This is a genomic window from Allobosea sp. 2KB_26 (assembly GCF_052115715.1).
GTDB lineage: Bacteria > Pseudomonadota > Alphaproteobacteria > Rhizobiales > Beijerinckiaceae > Allobosea.
The window spans coordinates 40,091-58,002 of the sequence record NZ_JBFRHE010000024.1; the positions used below are offsets into that span (position 1 = coordinate 40,091).

Annotated in this window: 12 protein-coding genes; 9 read left to right on the forward strand and 3 right to left on the reverse strand. The window is 65.6% G+C overall.

The window, feature by feature from the left end; translation table 11 throughout:
* Positions 1 to 5: 5 nt before the first annotated feature.
* From AB4099_RS32260 to AB4099_RS32270, 3 genes are all read left to right on the forward strand, one after another.
* Positions 6 to 2,591 carry an ABC transporter permease gene (locus AB4099_RS32260; protein WP_441481061.1) on the forward strand — a complete coding sequence of 862 codons (2,586 nt, stop codon included), beginning with the start codon at positions 6 to 8 and terminating at the stop codon, positions 2,589 to 2,591.
* Positions 2,592 to 2,811: 220 nt separating this feature from the next.
* A complete protein-coding gene (locus AB4099_RS32265) occupies positions 2,812 to 3,588 on the forward strand; it encodes a Bax inhibitor-1/YccA family protein (protein WP_043237003.1) in 777 nt (258 codons plus the stop codon).
* 88 nt (positions 3,589 to 3,676) lie between these two features.
* A complete protein-coding gene (locus tag AB4099_RS32270; protein ID WP_441481062.1) occupies positions 3,677 to 4,225 on the forward strand; it encodes a GNAT family N-acetyltransferase in 549 nt (182 codons plus the stop codon).
* Here AB4099_RS32270 and AB4099_RS32275 read toward each other — a convergent pair.
* The gene (locus AB4099_RS32275; protein ID WP_113513467.1) at positions 4,209 to 4,577 is read right to left on the reverse strand and encodes a DUF2794 domain-containing protein; all 369 of its coding nucleotides are present in this window, start codon (positions 4,575 to 4,577) and stop codon (positions 4,209 to 4,211) included. The genes AB4099_RS32270 and AB4099_RS32275 overlap by 17 nt on opposite strands.
* Positions 4,578 to 4,914: 337 nt before the next feature.
* Complete coding sequence (locus tag AB4099_RS32280; protein WP_441481068.1) at positions 4,915 to 5,463, reverse strand: peroxidase-related enzyme; 549 nt, start codon at positions 5,461 to 5,463, stop codon at positions 4,915 to 4,917.
* A gap of 224 nt (positions 5,464 to 5,687) precedes the next feature.
* Between AB4099_RS32280 and AB4099_RS32285 the strand changes: the two genes are divergently transcribed.
* Positions 5,688 to 10,532 carry an NAD-glutamate dehydrogenase gene (locus AB4099_RS32285; protein WP_441481063.1) on the forward strand — a complete coding sequence of 1,615 codons (4,845 nt, stop codon included), beginning with the start codon at positions 5,688 to 5,690 and terminating at the stop codon, positions 10,530 to 10,532.
* Between the two features lie 9 nt (positions 10,533 to 10,541).
* On the forward strand, positions 10,542 to 10,745 hold the full coding sequence (locus AB4099_RS32290) for a Trm112 family protein (RefSeq protein ID WP_113513472.1): 204 nt from the start codon (positions 10,542 to 10,544) through the stop codon (positions 10,743 to 10,745).
* Positions 10,746 to 10,817: 72 nt separating this feature from the next.
* On the opposite strand, the gene AB4099_RS32295 is transcribed toward AB4099_RS32290, so the two are convergent.
* Positions 10,818 to 12,068 (reverse strand): ubiquinone biosynthesis hydroxylase, encoded by a 1,251-nt coding sequence (locus AB4099_RS32295; protein WP_441481064.1) that lies wholly within the window; start codon positions 12,066 to 12,068, stop codon positions 10,818 to 10,820.
* 150 nt (positions 12,069 to 12,218) lie between these two features.
* On the opposite strand from AB4099_RS32295, the gene tesB reads away from it, so the two are divergent.
* The 4 genes from tesB to AB4099_RS32315 form a co-directional block, all read left to right on the forward strand.
* Complete coding sequence (gene tesB / locus AB4099_RS32300; RefSeq protein ID WP_441481065.1) at positions 12,219 to 13,085, forward strand: acyl-CoA thioesterase II; 867 nt, start codon at positions 12,219 to 12,221, stop codon at positions 13,083 to 13,085.
* A gap of 238 nt (positions 13,086 to 13,323) precedes the next feature.
* Positions 13,324 to 13,662 carry a P-II family nitrogen regulator gene (locus AB4099_RS32305; RefSeq protein WP_043236992.1) on the forward strand — a complete coding sequence of 113 codons (339 nt, stop codon included), beginning with the start codon at positions 13,324 to 13,326 and terminating at the stop codon, positions 13,660 to 13,662.
* Positions 13,663 to 13,694: 32 nt separating this feature from the next.
* Complete coding sequence (locus AB4099_RS32310) at positions 13,695 to 15,173, forward strand: ammonium transporter (RefSeq protein WP_441481066.1); 1,479 nt, start codon at positions 13,695 to 13,697, stop codon at positions 15,171 to 15,173.
* A gap of 210 nt (positions 15,174 to 15,383) precedes the next feature.
* The coding region (locus AB4099_RS32315) for an FtsK/SpoIIIE family DNA translocase (RefSeq protein WP_441481067.1) at positions 15,384 to 17,912 on the forward strand (2,529 nt) is incomplete at its 3' end.

Genomic DNA, 17,912 nt, shown 5'->3' on the forward strand with positions numbered 1-17,912 from the left:
TCGTCATGCACGCTCCGGTCAAGCCCACCGCTGCCACCCCCCGATCCCCTTTTGGCCCGACACTCGCCCTGCGCCTCGCCTGGCGCGATCTGCGCGGTGGCCTGCGCGGATTCGGCGTCTTCATCGCCTGCCTCGCACTCGGCGTCATGGCTATCGCAGCCGTCGGCTCGGCGTCGCGCGGCCTGACGGAAGGGCTACACCGCGAAGGGCGACGCATTCTCGGTGGTGACGTCGCCTTCAGCCTGATCCACCGCGAGGCCACCACCGTCGAGCGCAGCTTTCTCGAAGGACGTGGCGCGCTCTCGACCATCGCCACCATGCGCGGCATGGCCAATGCCGGCGACAAGGGCGCGGCCCTGATCGAGCTCAAGGCGGTGGATTCCGCCTATCCGAGCATCGGCGAGGTCGTCAGCGAGCCGGCTGCCCCCCTTTCCGATCTGCTGTCCCAGAGCAACGGCAGCTTTGGCGCCATTGCCGATCCCGTCCTGCTTGGTCGCCTCGACCTGAAGATCGGCGACACGATCTCGGTCGGCAGCGCGCGCGTGCAGCTGCGCGCCAGCCTCGTTTCCGAGCCGGACAAGATCGCCTCGGGCGTCGGCTTCGGCCCTCGCCTTCTGGTTTCCCAGGACGCGTTGCGTGCCACCGGGTTGCTCCAGCCGGGCAGCCTGGTGCGCTGGACGTATCGCGTCTCGCTGCCCCCCACGGCGTCCGATGATACGGCCCTCGAGCGCCTCATTGCCGATGCCGGACGCCAACAGCCGGACGCTGGTTGGGAAATCCGCTCGCGCGCCAATGCCGCGCCGAGCTTTCAGCGCAATCTCGAGCGGTTCACGCAGTTCCTGACCCTGGTCGGGCTGACCGCCCTGCTGGTTGGCGGCGTCGGCGTCGCCAATGCGGTGCGGCGCTTCGTCGAGGCCAAGAAGCTCGATTTCGCAACCCTGAAGGCAATCGGCGCAACCGGCGGACATGTCGTCGCGATCCATCTGACTGAAGTGATGATCGTTGCGGCGTTTGGCATCGCGATCGGCCTTATGCTGGGCGCCGCCGCCCCCTTCGCGCTCGGCTATGCGCTTCGCGACCTGCTGCCGCTGCCCTTCGAGCCGACATTGGCGCCGGGAGAGCTGGTGATCGCAGCGCTCTATGGCCTGCTGACTGCGCTGGTCTTTGCGATATTGCCGCTCGGCCGGGCGCATGACGTGCCGGTCTCAGCCCTGTTCCGCGACCAGATCGAGCCGGATCTGCGCCGGCCCAGGCTGATCTATCTCGGTGTTTTCCTCGCGGCTCTCATCGGTCTCGTCGGTGTCGCCGTCGCCTTCGCCTATGATCGCCGCATCGCACTGCTCTATATCGCCGTTGCCGCTGGCATCTTCCTGCTGCTGCGCCTCGTCGCCTGGAGTCTGATGGCTCTCGCCCGCCGCAGCCCGCGGCCGCGCAACCCGGCCCTGCGGATGGCGCTCGCCAATGCCCATCGCCCCGGCGCATTGACACCCTCGCTCGTGCTCTCGCTGGGCCTCGGCGTCGCCTTGCTCTCGGCGCTTGCCTTCATCGATGTCAGCCTCACCCGGCAGTTGACCCAGTCGTTGCCGGACAAGGCGCCGAGCTTCTTCTTCCTCGACATCCCGAACGGCCAGAGCGCGCGCTTTGACAGCTTCATTGCCGAAGCGAGGCCAGGCGCCACGCTCGAACGCGTCCCGATGATGCGGGGCCGCATCACCAGCCTCAACGGCGTGCGCGCCGAGCAGATCAAGGCCTCCGAACAGGCGGCCTGGGTCCTGGATGGCGATCGCGGCATCACCTATGCGGAAGCCATGCCCGAGGGCTCGACCATCACCGCCGGGGAATGGTGGCCGGCAGGCTATCGCGGCGAACCGCTCGTCTCCTTCGATGCGCCGATCGCCGCCGGGCTTGGACTCAAGGTCGGCGATAGCGTCACCGTGAACGTGCTTGGCCGCAACATCACCGCGCGCATCGCCAATCTGCGCACCATCGAATGGCGCTCGCTCGGCATCAATTTCGTCATGGTGTTCTCCCCCAACACCTTTGCCGGCGCGCCGCACACCAATCTCGCGACCGTCACCTCCGGGACCGACGCGACGGCCAGCGCCGATGCGCAGCTTCTGCGCCGGCTGGCGGTCGAATTCCCGTCGGTCACCGCCGTGCGGGTGAGGGACGCGCTCGAAGCGGTCAACACCATCGTCAGCCAGCTCGCGACCGCGATTCGCGGCGCCTCGGGCCTGGCGATCGCATCCAGTCTGCTGGTCCTGGCAGGCGCTCTCGCGGCCGGGCAGCATGCGCGGCTATACGACGCGATGATCCTGAAGACGCTCGGCGCGACACGTCGCTTCATACTTTCGTCGTACGCCCTCGAATATGCCGGAATAGGTTTTGTCTCTGCCCTGTTCGGCGTTGTCGCCGGCGCTTTGGCAGGCTGGGGGGTCGTCACCCAAGTGATGAAGATAGAATTCGTCAGCGATCCGACCGGCGCGATCCTCGCTGCGACTACCGCGATCGTGGTTACCGTCCTGTTCGGATTGTTCGGAACCCTAAAAATACTGTCGAAAGCGCCAGCTTCTCATCTGCGGAATTTATGAGAACTGTCGCTTTTGCCTCGAGGATAGACATGGACCGCTCGCGCCATTGCATCAAGCCGGGCTCGGTGATCTATGCAGGCGGCGCTCTTAACCATGGCGGCCTCTTGTAAGGTCGCCCAATCCCCCTCATATTCCGCGTTGTCGCCACGATTTTCGGCGATGGTGGAGATCGCGGAGGCGATGTCCGCCCCGGAATTCTACCTGTGAGGGAAATCGCTCTATGAGCAACTTCGACCGCAATGCTCCAGTCTGGGGTGCCGGCCGCGCACAGCAGACCAGCGCCGTCGAGATGGATCAGGGCCTGCGCTCGTTCATGCTCGGCGTCTACAACAACATGTCGATCGGTCTGGCCATCACCGGCCTTGCCGCCATCGGCATCAGCATGCTGGCGATCGCCGGCGTCTCGCCGACCGGCAAGGTCACGGCGCTGACGACATTCGGCCAGGCAATCTATCTCAGCCCGCTCAAATGGGTTGTGATGCTGGCCCCGCTCGCTTTCATCTTCTTTTTCTCGTTCAAGGCCGAGAGCATGAGCTCCTCGACCGCACGCGCCATGTTCTTCGCCTTCGCGGCGGTGATGGGCGTGTCGATGTCGTCGATCTTCGTCGTCTTCACCGGCGAGTCGATTACCAAGGTGTTCTTCATCACGGCCGCCGCCTTCGGCGCGCTCAGCCTTGCCGGCTACACCACGAAGAAGTCGCTTTCGGGCATGGGCTCCTTCCTGATCATGGGCCTGATCGGGCTGGTGATCGCGTCGGTGGTCAATATCTTCCTGGCCTCGAGCGCGCTGTCCTTCGCCATCTCGGCGATCGGCGTTCTGGTCTTCGCCGGCCTGACCGCCTGGGATACCCAGCGCCTCAAGGAGATGTATCTCTATTCCGACATGGATCCGGAATCGGCCGCGAAGCTCTCGGTGAACGGCGCGCTGTCGCTCTACCTGAACTTCATCAACATGTTCCAGATGCTGCTCTCGCTGTTCGGCACGCGTAACGAGTAAGCACCACCTCGACCCTTGCGGGTCGCGCGAGCCCCGGCTGCAAAGCCGGGGCTTTTCTTTTGCGTTCTTCGCGGTCCATCTTGACCGGATGGAGCCCATCACGATCAGGGACGGTCGCATCGACGACATCCCCGTCATCACCGCGATCTATGCCGACGCCGTCTCGAACGGCACCGCCTCCTGGGAGCTTGAACCGCCCTCGACCGGCGAGATGCAGCGGCGCTTCGAGGCGCTCGTTTCCGATGGCTATCCCTATCTAGTCGCGACCAGAGGCGAGGATCTGCTCGGCTATGCATATGCTGGCGCCTATCGCCCGCGGCCGGCCTATCGCAGCACGGTGGAGGACTCGATCTATCTCTCGCGGCAGGCACAGGGCTTGGGCATTGGCCGCGCTCTGCTGAGCGCGCTGATCGCAGCATGCGAAGCCCGAGGGTTCCGGCAAATGGTCGCAGTCATTGGCGACGGGAATGGCGCCTCGGTCGCCTCGCGCCGCCTGCATGAACAGGCCGGCTTCGCGCTCATCGGAATCGCCAGGGCCGTCGGCTACAAGCACGGCCGCTGGCTCGACCAGATGCTGATGCAGAAGGAAATCGGCGACGGCAGCCGAACCGCGCCGCGTCTCAACTCACCACGCTGAGCTTCTTGTCGACCACCCGCAGGACACGGCTGAGATCCGAGCCGCGCTTCAGGATCAACCCGGTCGCCGCAACGATCGAGTACGCACCCTGGCGCTTGGCAAGAGCAGGATCCTTGACGATCCGATAGAGCGGGACCTCGGAGGTCCGGCGATAGACCGAGAACTGTGCCTTGTCCTTCAGGAAATCGATGGCGTAGTCGCGCCACTCACCGGCAGCGACCATCCGGCCGTAGAGATTGAGAAGCTCTGAGAGTTCCCGGCGATCAAAAGTAACAGCCGCCGGCTTGGCCGGACCGGGGAAGGCAACCACCGCCCCGGCCCCGTGCGATTGCGGCGTTTCGCTTTCGCTCATAGCGCCTCCCGATCGGCGATCCGGCACGGCCCGATCGCACTTCCCGTTGGGCAGGATGATGCGCCCCAGATGCTGCGCTGGCAAGAGATCGAGGCGGGCCGCAAAAGAATCACGCCTTCGTCAGTCACGCCGCATTTTCGCCGCGAACGCGCCAAGCGATGGCCAAGTTGCCGGGCTCAACTCCGCTCGTTGCCTCGACGGCCCGGCCTCATCGAGTTCCGGATACGTCAGCCCCCCAGCCCCCCGGGCGCGGTGGGGTCGGGCCTATCGGTTCGAGGCTACCTCAACGGCTGGCGGTTTCCGCTGGCCGTTTTCTTTTGGCGGGAATGCAGCCTCTTCAGCGATTCTGTCGGTGGTATTCGGCATTCGGCCGCATATCGACGGCCGAGGCCATCCGGTTCGACATGTTGAAGAACGAAGCGACCGCACCGACATCCCAGATGTCACGTTCGCCGAATCCGCCCCCCCGCAATGCTTCGCGATCCCCTTCGTCGACGAGATAGGGCGTCTCGCTCAGCTTCACGGCAAAGTCGAGCATCGTGCGATGGCGGGGAGAGAGTTCGGCCGCGCGATAGTTCATGGCCATCAGCTCGCCGAGCACAGGATCCCCCGAGAGCTGACGCACGGCGGCGCCATGCGCCGTCAGGCAGTAATAGCAACGGTTCACGCTCGACACGGCAACCGCGATCATCTCGCGCTCGAGCTTGGAGAGACCGGAAGGGCCAAGCATCAGATCGTTGTAGAACGCGGCGAAGGCCGTGAGCTTGGCGTCGTCATGCGCGTAGGCCAGCAGCACATACGGCACGAATCCGAGCTTCTCCTGGCATTTGGCGAAATAGGCCTGATTCTCGGCCGACAGCTCGACTTCCGGCAACGCAAGCGCCATCACTCTTGGCGGCTCATCCTGCCGAGTCAGAAGCTCACCGACCTTCGATTTGTCATGCTTGTTCGACATGGTGCGTTTCCTGTTGTGTCGGCGGGGTTGAACTTTCGACAGGATCTGCCGCGATGTTCGCACGGGCGACCTTGTTCGTGCGCATGATGCGACGAAAGTTGAAAGGCGCCGCAGCCTATGTCATCGCTGCGGCAAAATAACCGAGGGTTCTGGGGATGGCTAAGCGAGTGACGAATGCAACGATCGAGGCTCTGGCCGCGGTCGAGGCCGCAGCCTCCCAGAGCGGAACCGGCATGCCGGCGGAGTTTCCGAAGCTGCTCTATGGCCGCGTCGTTGCCGAAGATATCGTCGCGCTCCCGCCTGATCTGCTCGCCCGGGCCGCCGCTGCCGCCTACCAGCATCTGACCGCGAAGCGCCGGCCCGGCACGCCGAATCTGCGTTTCCGGGACGAGGCGTTCAGCGAGCATGGCCGCGAACGCCAGATCACGATTCTCGAGGTCGTGAACGATAACAAGGCCTTCCTGCTCGACTCGACGCTGGCTGAACTGACCGAGCAAGGTTACGAACCCCGCCTCGTCGCCCACCCCATCCTGGCGGTCGTGCGCGATGCCGATGGCGCTTTTCACTCGCTTGCTGGCGAAGCGACCGGGCGTGCTCCGGAAGGCGCGCGCCGCGAGAGCCTGATCCATATCCATCTCGACCGCATCGACACGCCAGAGGCGCGCGAGCGCCTGAAGACCGGTCTCGAGCGGGTCTATGTCGATGTCGGCCTCGCGGTCGACGATTGGGCTGCCATGCGCGGGCGAATCACCGAGGTGATCCAGGCCTATCGCTCCAACCCGCCGCCGCTTGCCGAGGACGAGGTCGCTGAGGCCCTGCAATTCCTCGAATGGATCGCCGGCGATAATTTCACGCTTCTCGGCATTCGAGCCTACCGTTTCCCGGGCGGTGATGCGGCTGCCGACCCGATCGACAGTTCGGGCCTCGGCATTCTGCGCGATCCTTCCGTGCGCATGCTGCGCAAGAATCGCGAAATGGTGGTGATGACGCCGGAGATTCGCGCCTTCCTCGCCAAACCGCAGGCGCTGATCATCACCAAGGCCAACGTCAAGAGCCGCGTGCATCGCCGCGTCCATCTCGACTATATCGGCGTCAAGCTCTTCACCCCCGACGGCCATCTCGATGGCGAGATGCGTATCGTCGGCCTGCTGACCTCCAACGCCTATACCGGCAGCGCCCGCGCCATTCCCTATCTGCGGCTCAAGGTCGCGCGCGTCGCCAAGAACACGGGCTTCGACGCCGCGAGCTATTCCGGCCGCGCGCTGCTCAACGTGCTCGATGCCTTTCCGCGTGACGAGCTTTTCCAGATCGACGGCGAGACCCTCGAACGCTTCGCGCTCGATATCCTGCAGCTGACCGAGCGCCCGCGCGTCCGCGCACTGGCCCGCGTCGACGAGTTCGACCGCTTCGTCTCGATCCTCGTCTTCATTCCCAAGGATCGATACGACACCCAGGTCCGCCGCCGCGTCGGCGAATTCCTGGCGCGGATCTATGAGGGGCGCCTCTCTGCCGCTTATCCGGCCTATCCGGAAGGCCCGCTGTCCCGCACCCATTACATCATCGGCCGCGACGAAGGCCGCACGCCAAGGGTCGATCGCACCACGCTGGAAGCCGGCATTGCCGCGATCGTGCGGACCTGGGCCGATGGCCTCAAGGACGTGCTCGACGAGCAGAAGGCGGGCCCGGCGGCACGGTCGCTGACCGAGCGCTATGCCGAGGCCTTTGGCGCCGCCTATCGGGAGCGTTTCTCGGCAACCGATGCTCTCGAAGACATCGACATGCTGCAGAAGCTCACGCCGGAGCGGTCGCGCGCGGTCAATCTCTATCGACGCGAGGGCGATACCGCGGCACGGGCCAATCTCAAGGTCTTCTCGAGTGGTTCGCCGATCTCCCTCTCCGCCCGCGTGCCGGTGCTCGAGAACATGGGCTTCCGCGTCGTCAACGAGCGGACCTTCAACCTGACGCCGGCAGCCAATGGAGTTGAAGCGCCTGAGGCCGCCCGTGTCTGGCTGCACGACATGACGCTTGAGCGTGCCGGCGGAGGCGAAATCGATGTCGCCCGCCTCGATCCGACGATCGAAGCAGCCCTGATGGCCCAGTTCCGTGGACTGGCGGAATCGGACCGTTTCGACCAGCTCGTCCTTGCCGCCGGAATCGCCTGGCGCGAGGCGGCGCTGCTGCGCGCGCTCGGTCGCTATCTCAGGCAGGTCGGTGCGCCCTACGCCCAGGACTACATCGCCGATGCACTGACCCGCCACCCCGGCATCGCCTCGAAGCTGATCGCCTATTTCGTCGCCAAGTTCGACCCGCATTTCGATGCGAGCAAGCGCGAGAAGGCGATGCAGGCCGAGCGTGACGGCATCGAAGCTGCGCTCAACGACGTCACCAGCCTGGACGAGGACCGCATCCTGCGGCGCCTGGTCAACCTGATCGAAGCGGCGCTGCGCACCAATTTCTTCCAGATCGGACCGGATGGCTATCCGCGCAGCACGATCTCGCTGAAATTCGAATGCGCCAGGCTCGACGACCTGCCATTGCCGCATCCGCTCTACGAGATCTTCGTCTATTCGCCCCGTGTCGAGGGCGTGCACCTGCGCTTCGGCAAGGTCGCGCGCGGCGGCCTGCGCTGGTCCGACCGGCCGCAGGATTTCCGAACCGAGGTGCTGGGCCTGGTCAAGGCTCAGCAGGTCAAGAATGCCGTGATCGTGCCAGTCGGCGCCAAGGGCGGCTTCTTCCCCAAGCAGTTGCCGCCGGCGAGCGATCGTCAGGCCTGGATCGCGGAAGGCACGGAGAGCTACCGCATCTTCGTCCGCACCCTGCTGGAACTCACCGACAATCTCGACGGCGAGACGGTCATTCCGCCGGCCGACACCGTGCGCCATGATGGCGATGATCCCTATCTCGTCGTCGCCGCAGACAAGGGCACCGCGACCTTCTCCGATATCGCGAACGCGCTTTCGATCGAGAAGGGGCATTGGCTCGGCGATGCCTTCGCCTCTGGCGGTAGCCAGGGCTATGACCACAAGAAGATGGGCATCACCGCACGCGGCGCCTGGGAGGCCGTGAAGCGGCATTTTCGCGAGATCGACATCGACATCCAGTCGACCCCCTTCTCGGTCGCGGGTGTCGGCGATATGTCCGGCGACGTTTTCGGCAACGGCATGCTGCTCTCGCCGGCGATCAAGCTTGTGGCCGCCTTCGACCACCGCGACATCTTCCTCGACCCGGAGCCCGATCCCGCAGCGTCGCTGGCCGAACGCGAACGCCTGTTCGCGCTGCCCCGCTCCTCCTGGCAGGACTACGATAAGTCGCTGATCTCCAAGGGCGGCGGCGTATTCTCACGCCAGGCCAAGAGCATCCCGCTCTCCCCGGTGCTGCGCGCGCTGCTTGATCTCGACAAGGCGGAAGTCACGCCACCCGAACTGATGACCGCAATCCTGAAGGCGCGGGTCGATCTGCTCTGGTTCGGCGGCATCGGCACCTATATCCGCGCGACCGACGAGACCGATGCTCAGGTTGGCGATCGCGCCAATGACGCGATCCGGGTCGCCGGCGCCGATCTGCGTGCCCGAGTCGTCGGCGAGGGCGCTAATCTGGGCTGCACCCAGCGCGGCCGCATCGAAGCCGCGCGCAACGGTGTCAGGATCAACACCGATGCCATCGACAACTCCGCCGGCGTCAACACCTCCGACGTCGAGGTCAATATCAAGATCGCGCTGGCTGGCCCCGTCCGCGACGGGCGCCTGCCTGAGAAGAAGCGCAACGCCCTGCTCGTCGACATGACCGACGAGGTCGGCCTCCTCGTCCTGCGCAACAACTACCTGCAGAGCCTGGCGCTATCGCTGACCGAGGCCCAGGGCGCGGCGGCAACGCCAGCGCTGCGCCGCCTGATGCTGACGCTGGAAGCTCAGGGGCGCCTCGATCGCTCGGTCGAGTTCCTGCCGACCGATATGGTGCTCGCTGAGCGCGAGAAGCGGGGCGAGGGCCTGACCCGGCCGGAACTTGCCGTGCTGCTGGCCTATGCCAAGCTCGCCCTCCACGATGCCCTGCTGGAATCGGCCATTCCGGACGATCTCTATCTCAACAACGAGCTCGCCCGTTATTTCCCGAAGGCATTGCGCGACCAGTACGGCGCCGAGATTGCCAGCCACAAGCTACGTCGCGAGATCGTCGCAACCCAACTCGCCAATGCCATCATCAATCGTGGCGGCCCCGCCATCGTCTCGACCCTGGCCGGCCAGACACGTGCCGACGCACCGGCGATCGCCGCGGCCTACGCGATTGCGCGTGACTCCTTCGATCTGATCGCCTTGAACGCCGCAATCGATGCGCTCGACGCCAAGATCCCTGGCAAGACCCAGATCGGGCTATACGCCGCAGCTCAGGAACTCGTCACCGACAGGATGAGCTGGTTCCTGCGTCGGGGCGCCGCCAAGCCGGGTTCGATCGAGCAAACGGTTGCGCATTACGCGAGAGGCGTCTCGGCGCTCGCCGGCGAACTCGACAGCCTGCTGCCCGAGGCGGCCGCCCAGGCGCGCACGGCCCGCATCGCCGTACTCGTCTCCGAATCAGTGCCTGAACCCCTCGCCGCGCAGATTGCCAGCCTGCCCGCGCTTGCCCAGGCAACCGACATCGTTGACATCGCCGACCGGACCAAGCGGTCGATTTCCGAGGTTGCGCGGATTCATTTCGGTGCCGATTCGGTCTTCGGACTGTCCAGCCTCGCGGCTGCGGCCGCAGCCGTGCCGGCAAGCGATGATTATGAGCGCCTGGCCCGCGACCGCGCCATCGAAACGCTGGTCGATGCTCGTGCCGGGCTGACGCAGGAGATCGCCTCGGGCGCAACCGGTTCCGACACCCTCGACGGCTGGCTGGCCGAGCGTGGCGCTGAGGCCGATCGAACCCGCGCAACGGTTTCGGCGATTACGATGTCGGGCCTCTCACTGCCGAAATTGATGGTCGCAGCCGGCATGCTCGCCGATCTGCCCAGAAAGCTCTGAGAAGAGACCATGACCGAGACCGAACGCGACATGCCTGCCACCCGGATCGATCCGAAACTGCTCGAGATCCTGGTTTGCCCGGTGACCAAGAGCACGCTCGAATACGATGCGGCCAGGCAGGAGCTGATCAGCCGCGCAGCCAAGCTCGCCTATCCGATCCGCGACGGCATTCCGATCATGCTGCCGGAAGAGGCACGGCAGATCGAGGGATAGATCCCACTCTCCAGGCGCCTTCGGAGCGATCAGTGTCATGGTCGGGCCTGTCCCGACCATGACCGTCTCGTCTTAGAGCGCCTCGCCTCTGAGCAGGCGCGGCGGTTCCCCAGCCAGTCCCGCCGCCTCCCGGATGAAGAAGCGTTTCAGCCCCGGCATCCGATCGACCAGCCCGAGCCCGAAATCGCGGGCCAGGCGGAATGGCGTCACGTCATTTGAAAACAGCCGATTGAGCCCGTCAGTCACAGCGCCCATCGCGACCGTGTCGAAACGCCGGGCGCTTTCATAACCTCCGAGAACGTCGGCGCTGCCTGGATCGAGTCCGAGCCGTGCCGCATCGACGATCGCCTCGGCCAGGGCCGCGACATCCTTCAGCCCAAGATTGAGCCCCTGGCCGGCAATCGGATGGATCAGGTGAGCGGCGTCGCCAAGCAGCGCCAGCCTGTCGCCAACGAAGCGACGCGCCACGCCAAAGCCGAGCGGCATCGCCGTGACCTTGCTCTCCAGCGCAAGCTCACCAAGCTCCAGTCCGAAGCGCCGCTCGATCTCGTCGAGCATATCGGCCTCGTCGAGCGAGAGCAGCGCCGCGACATTCTCCTCGCGCTCCGTCCAGACGATCGAAGAGCGGTGCCCCAGCCTGCCGCCGTCGCTGAGCGGCAGGATCGCGAAGGGCCCGGATGGCAGGAAATGTTCGACCGCCCGCCCGTCATGGGGCCGCTCATGGCTCAGCGTCGCAACGAGCCCGGACTGGTGGTAGGACCAGCCGACCCAGCCGATGCCGGCACGTTCGCGCAGCCGCGAACGTGCGCCATCCGCGGCTACGAGCAGCAGCGCCGTGGTGCGCTCGCCCCCCGCATAGGTGATCTCGATGGCGTCGTCCTGCGCATCGAAGCCGCGAACGCCCTCCGGCCGCATCTCGACATTCGCTTCACGGCAGGCGCTTAGCAGCGCAGTCATCAGCGCCATGTTCTCGACCATGTGGGCGAAGGATTGTCCGGGTTCGATCTCGCCGTCAAAGGTCAGGAAGACCGGGCGCACCACGTCTGGATTGCGGCTGTCGGTTATGACCATTTCCGTCATCGCGGCAGAGCTGACAGCAGCGGCTTCCCAGACGCCCAGCACCTCCAGCATGTTGCGTGCCGCTGCCGCCACGGCGTAGGCACGGTTGTCCTGACGCGGCGGTGCCGCAAGTGCCGGGTCCGCCAGGACGATCGCATAAGCCTCGCCGAGCGCGCGCTTCAGCGCCAGCGCCAGCGAAAGCCCGGCGACGCCGCCACCCGCGATCACGATCCGCCTGTCGGAATGGCCGGTCTGCTGCCCCATCGTCCTGCTCCTGCGCCTCATGCCGACCACGCCTGGACCATCGCTTGACGACGCCCGGTGCGTCGGTGCTGATGCGGAGGATACGGCGGAACCGTCTTCGGCTCAGCCGGCCCGCCCGTCAATCCGCCCGCCAGTCGAGACTGAAGAACCATGTCCCAGATCAGCGACTCCCTGATGTCGATCCTCGACCTCGAGCGGCTGGAGCGCAATCTGTTCCGCGGTCGCAGCCCCAAGATCGGCTGGCAGCGGGTCTTCGGCGGGCAGGTCATCGGGCAGGCTCTCTACGCCGCCTGCCAGACTGTGGAAGGCCGCCAGCCGCACTCCCTGCACGCCTATTTCCTGCTGCCGGGCGACCCCGAGACTCCGATCATCTACGAGGTTGAAAGGCTGCGCGACGGCCGCTCGTTCACGACACGGCGCGTGCTGGCGATCCAGCATGGCGAGGCGATCTTCTCGATGTCGGCTTCGTTCCAGGCCGAGGAACCCGGCTATGAGCATCAGATGCCGATGCCGGACGTGCCGATGCCGGAGGAGCTGCCGAACCGGGAGGAGATGCAGCGCAGCGTATTGCCGCATATGCCCGACGCCGTGCGCGCCTATTACCAGCGCGAGCGCCCGATCGAGATTCGGCCCGTAGAGCTCCAGCGCTACGCCACTGGCGAGAAGATGGAGCCGAAGTTCAATGTCTGGATCCGGTCGATGCAGCCCTTGCCCGATGATCCGGCGGTCCATCAGAGCGTGCTTGCCTATGCGTCGGATCTGATGCTGCTCGATTCGAGCCTCATCGCGCATGGCAAGACCGTGTTCGACAAGCAGATCCAGGGCGCGAGCCTCGATCATGCGCTCTGGTTTCACCGCCCCTTCCGCGCCGACGACTGGCTGCTCTACGCCCAGGACAGCCCCTCGACCTCGGGCGCGCGCGGGTTCTCGCGCGGCCTCGTCTTCGATCGCCACGGCAAGCTCGTCGCGTCCGTGGCGCAGGAAGGCCTGATCCGGCCGCGCCCGGATCGCGAATGAGCGCTTTCTAAGCAAAAGCACAGCAACCAAGCACTTGCCTGTTTATTAGGCAATCACCCCGCGCCGAGAGGCGTGACGGGGCGTTTTTCCTTGGCCCATCCGCTCATGGCCCCCCTCCGGCAGTTGGCACGGGCCTTGAATTGACCGGCCGTGACGTGCGTCGGGCTACCGGCGCGCGCGAAGCGCAACGCGATCGCCGGGGCTGACATCCGGGCGGCGGAAACGGGGAAACCCAAGCATGAAAATCGTGATGGCTGTCATCAAGCCGTTCAAGCTGGAGGAGGTGCGCGATGGGCTCACCGCCATCGGCGTGCATGGCCTGACCGTGACCGAGGTGAAGGGATATGGCCGGCAGAAGGGCCATACCGAGATTTATCGCGGTGCCGAATATGCCGTGAGCTTCCTGCCGAAGATCAAGATCGAGGTCGCCGTCTCGGATGAGCTCGTCGGCAAGGTGATCGAGGCGATCACTGCCGCAGCCCGTACCGGCCAGATCGGTGACGGCAAGATCTTCGTCTCGTCGATCGAGAAAGCCGTCCGCATCCGCACCGGCGAGACCGACGGCGACGCCCTCTGATCCTCTCGATCTCAGTCCAGGAGTTTCCAACGATGAATTTCAAGACCCCATTGCGGGCCGGGCTGGTCGGAACGGTGCTGGCCGCGACCACGGCGGTCGCGTTGGCCCAGGCAGCAGCGACTCCCGCCGCGCCGGTGCCGAACAAGGGCGACACCGCCTTCATGATGAGCTCGACCGTGCTCGTACTGCTGATGACGATTCCCGGCCTCGCCCTGTTCTATGGCGGCCTGGTGCGCAGCAAGAACATGCTCTCGGTGCTGACCCAGGTCTTCGCCATCGTCTGCATGGTCAGCCTGCTCTGGGTGATCTACGGCTACTCCCTCGCCTTCACAAATGGCGGCGGCCTGAACGATTTCGTCGGCGGCTTCTCGAAGGCTTTCCTGCGCGGCGTCGACGGCAACTCGGTCGCGGCGACCTTCTCGAACGGCGTCGTCATCCCCGAATACGTCTATATCTGCTTTCAGATGACCTTCGCCTGCATCACGCCGGCCCTGATCGTTGGGGCCTTCGCCGAGCGGATCAAATTCTCGGCGCTGATGCTGTTCACAGCCCTCTGGGTCACCTTCATCTATTTCCCGATGGCCCACATGGTCTGGTACTGGGGCGGTCCCGATGCCATCGGCAATGCGGCCAAGGCCGTGGCTGAGGCGGGTCCCGATGCCAAGGCAGCCGCGACCGCGGCGCTCGACGCCGTCAACGCCGATGCCGGGATGCTCTTCAAATGGGGTGCGCTCGACTTCGCCGGCGGCACCGTCGTCCACATTAACGCGGGCATCGCTGGCCTCGTCGGGTGCATGCTGCTCGGCAAGCGCGTCGGCTACGGCAAGGAATTGATGGCCCCGCACTCGCTGACCATGACGCTGATCGGCGCGGCCCTGCTCTGGGTCGGCTGGTTCGGTTTCAATGCCGGCTCGAATCTCGAGGCCAACGGCACCGCCGCGCTCGCCATGATGAACACCTTCGTCGCCACGGCGGCAGCAGCGCTCGGCTGGCTCTTCGTCGAGTGGGCGGCCAAGGGCAAACCCTCGCTGCTCGGCATGGTCTCGGGCGCGGTGGCCGGTCTCGTTGCCGTCACGCCGGCCGCCGGCTTCGCCGGTCCGATGGGTTCGATCGTGCTCGGTCTGGTCGCCGGCGCCGTCTGCTTCGTCTTCTGCTCCACCGTCAAAAATGCGCTCGGCTATGACGATTCGCTCGACGTGTTCGGCATCCACTGCGTCGGCGGCATCATCGGCGCGCTGGCCACCGGCATCCTGGTCAATCAGGCGCTCGGCGGCGGCGGCATCCCGGACTATGTCTCCAAGCCGGGCGAGCTCGTCACCGCGGCCTATGAATTCGGGCCGGCATTCCTCGCCCAGGCCAAGGCCGTTCTCTTCACGCTCGTCTTCAGCGGCGTCGGCTCGCTGATCCTTTACAAGATCGTCGACGTCGTCGTCGGCTTGCGCGTCACCACGGATCAGGAGCGCGAGGGTCTCGACATCGCCGAGCACGGCGAGCGCGCCTACAGCATGTGAGTGCGTCCACTGCTTCACGTGAAATAGGCCCCGGCGGTCTCCCGCCGGGGCCTTTCTCATGGTAACTTCGTCCGAAGAAGCAGACCGATCGAACCGCCCGACAGGCGCTCCCCTTCAAGGTTAAGCGGGTCTTAACCTGACCTTCATACCCTGATCGCTGGAGGCCGGATTGATACGGCCTGTAGTCCTGTGGAAGGCGGCCCGGCCGGCATGCGAACAATCCGACGCTCCTCATCCCTGATCGATCGCCTGCCCGATCCCGCGCGGGAATTCCTGTCGCGACGGACCTCGGAGATGGTCGGGCTCGGGCTGCTGGCGCTGACCGCGGCCGTGGCACTCGCGCTTGCGACCTGGGCCGCAGAAGATCCCAGCCTCAACAACGCCACCGGCGGCGCCGTCAACAACCTGCTCGGACGCCCGGGTGCGATGATTGCCGACCTGACCATGCAGATGATCGGGCTCGGCGTCATCGCCATGCTCTTTCCGCCGCTGATCTGGGCGTTGCGCCTGATGCGCTTTCACCTGTTCGACCGTGGCGCACTCAAGCTCGGTCTCTGGGTTGTCGGTATCGTCGCGACGGCTGCCGTCGCGAGCGCCCTTCCGGCGACCCCGCGCTGGCCCTTGCCCACCGGGATGGGCGGCGTGATCGGCGACGGCCTGCTGTTTGGGACACGCAATCTCGTCGGCATCGCAGGCAGTGCGCTCGGCGGCCTCGTCGCCTTCCTCTATGCCGGCATCGCAATTCTCGCCGTGACCGCCGCAGCGGGCTTCGGCTTCGTAACCGACGAAGATCCGGTCAATGACAGCGACGATGAAGACGAGTCCTGGGCCGAGACCGAGGAGCGTCGCGACGACGAGCCTGGTTTCGCCGTCATCCTCGTCGGCTGGCTTGCTCATGGCGCGATGGCGCTCAAGGGAGCGATCCTGCGTCGCCTGCCTCATCCGCCGGAACCGGCCGTCAGTACCGGCCCAACCGGCAACCAGCCCGTCAGCCGCGTGCGCCGCGAGCCGCAGTTCAACGAAGCAGCCACGCGCGCCGCGCCACCCGTCTTCGCTCCCGAGCCATTGCCCAATCCGCGCCCGGCCAGTCGCGTTGTCGACCTTCCCGACGCTGATTTCGAAGACGATGATGGACCGCAGGACCTGCGCGATCTCAACGCTCCGCGCGTCACCGCCCGGCCCGCTGCTCCCAAGCCCGGCAAACGCCTCTCGCGCGAGGCGCAGCCGTCCCTGCTCGATCGCGATCATTTCGAGCTGCCGCCGCTGACCTACCTTGCCGAGCCAAAGAAGCTTCCCTCGACAGCGATCTCGACCGATGCGCTGGAGCAGAACGCGACCCTGCTCGAAGGGGTGCTCGAGGACTTTGGCGTGCGCGGCGAGATCAGCCAGGTCCGCCCGGGCCCGGTCGTGACGCTCTACGAGCTCGAGCCGGCGCCGGGGACCAAGTCGTCGCGGGTGATCTCGCTGGCCGACGACATCGCCCGCTCGATGAGCGCGATCTCGGCGCGTGTCGCCGTCGTCCAGGGCAAGAACGCCATCGGCATCGAACTGCCCAATGCCAAGCGCGAGACCGTCTTCCTGCGCGAGCTGCTCGCCAGCCAGGATTTCGAATCGACCAAGCACAAGCTGGCGCTCTGCCTCGGCAAGACCATCGGCGGCGAGCCGGTGATCGCCGATCTCGCCCGCATGCCGCATCTGCTCGTCGCCGGCACCACCGGCTCGGGCAAGTCGGTCGCGATCAACACCATGATCCTGTCGATCCTCTACCGGCTCAAGCCCGAGCAGTGCCGGCTGATCATGGTCGACCCCAAGATGCTCGAGCTCTCCGTCTATGACGGCATCCCGCATCTGCTCACCCCCGTCGTCACCGACCCGAAGAAGGCGGTGGTCGCGCTGAAATGGGCGGTGCGCGAGATGGAGGAGCGCTACAAGAAGATGTCGAAGCTCGGTGTGCGCAACATCGACGGCTTCAATGTCCGGGTCGGCGAGGCCCTGGCTGCCGGCGAGATCATCACCCGCACCGTGCAGACCGGCTTCGACAAGCATTCCGGCGAGGCGATCTACGAGGAAGAGGTGATGGATCTGGGGCCCCTGCCCTATATCGTCGTCATCGTCGACGAGATGGCCGACCTGATGATGGTCGCCGGCAAGGAGATCGAGGGCACGATCCAGCGCCTGGCACAGATGGCGCGCGCCGCCGGCATCCATGTCGTGCTGGCGACCCAGCGGCCCTCGGTCGACGTCATCACCGGCACGATCAAGGCCAACTTCCCGACCCGCATCTCGTTCCAGGTCACCTCGAAGATCGACAGCCGCACCATTCTCGGCGAGATGGGCGCCGAGCAGCTGCTCGGCCAGGGCGACATGCTCTATATGGCCGGTGGCGGCCGCATCACCCGCGTGCACGGGCCGTTCGTCTCGGATGCCGAGGTCGAGAAGGTCGTGGCGCATCTGAAGACGCAAGGCCGGCCGGACTATCTCGACGCGGTCACCGCCGAGGAGGAGGCCGGCAGCGAGGACGAGGATGGCGGCGCCGTCTTCGACAAGAGCGGCATGGGCCAGGCGGAGAGCGAAGACCCCTACGACCAGGCGGTCGCGGTCGTGCTGCGCGACAAGAAGGCCTCGACCTCCTATATCCAGCGCCGCCTGCAGATCGGCTACAACCGCGCCGCCTCGATCATGGAGCGCATGGAGAACGAGGGCATCGTCGGCCCCGCCAACCACGCCGGCAAGCGAGAG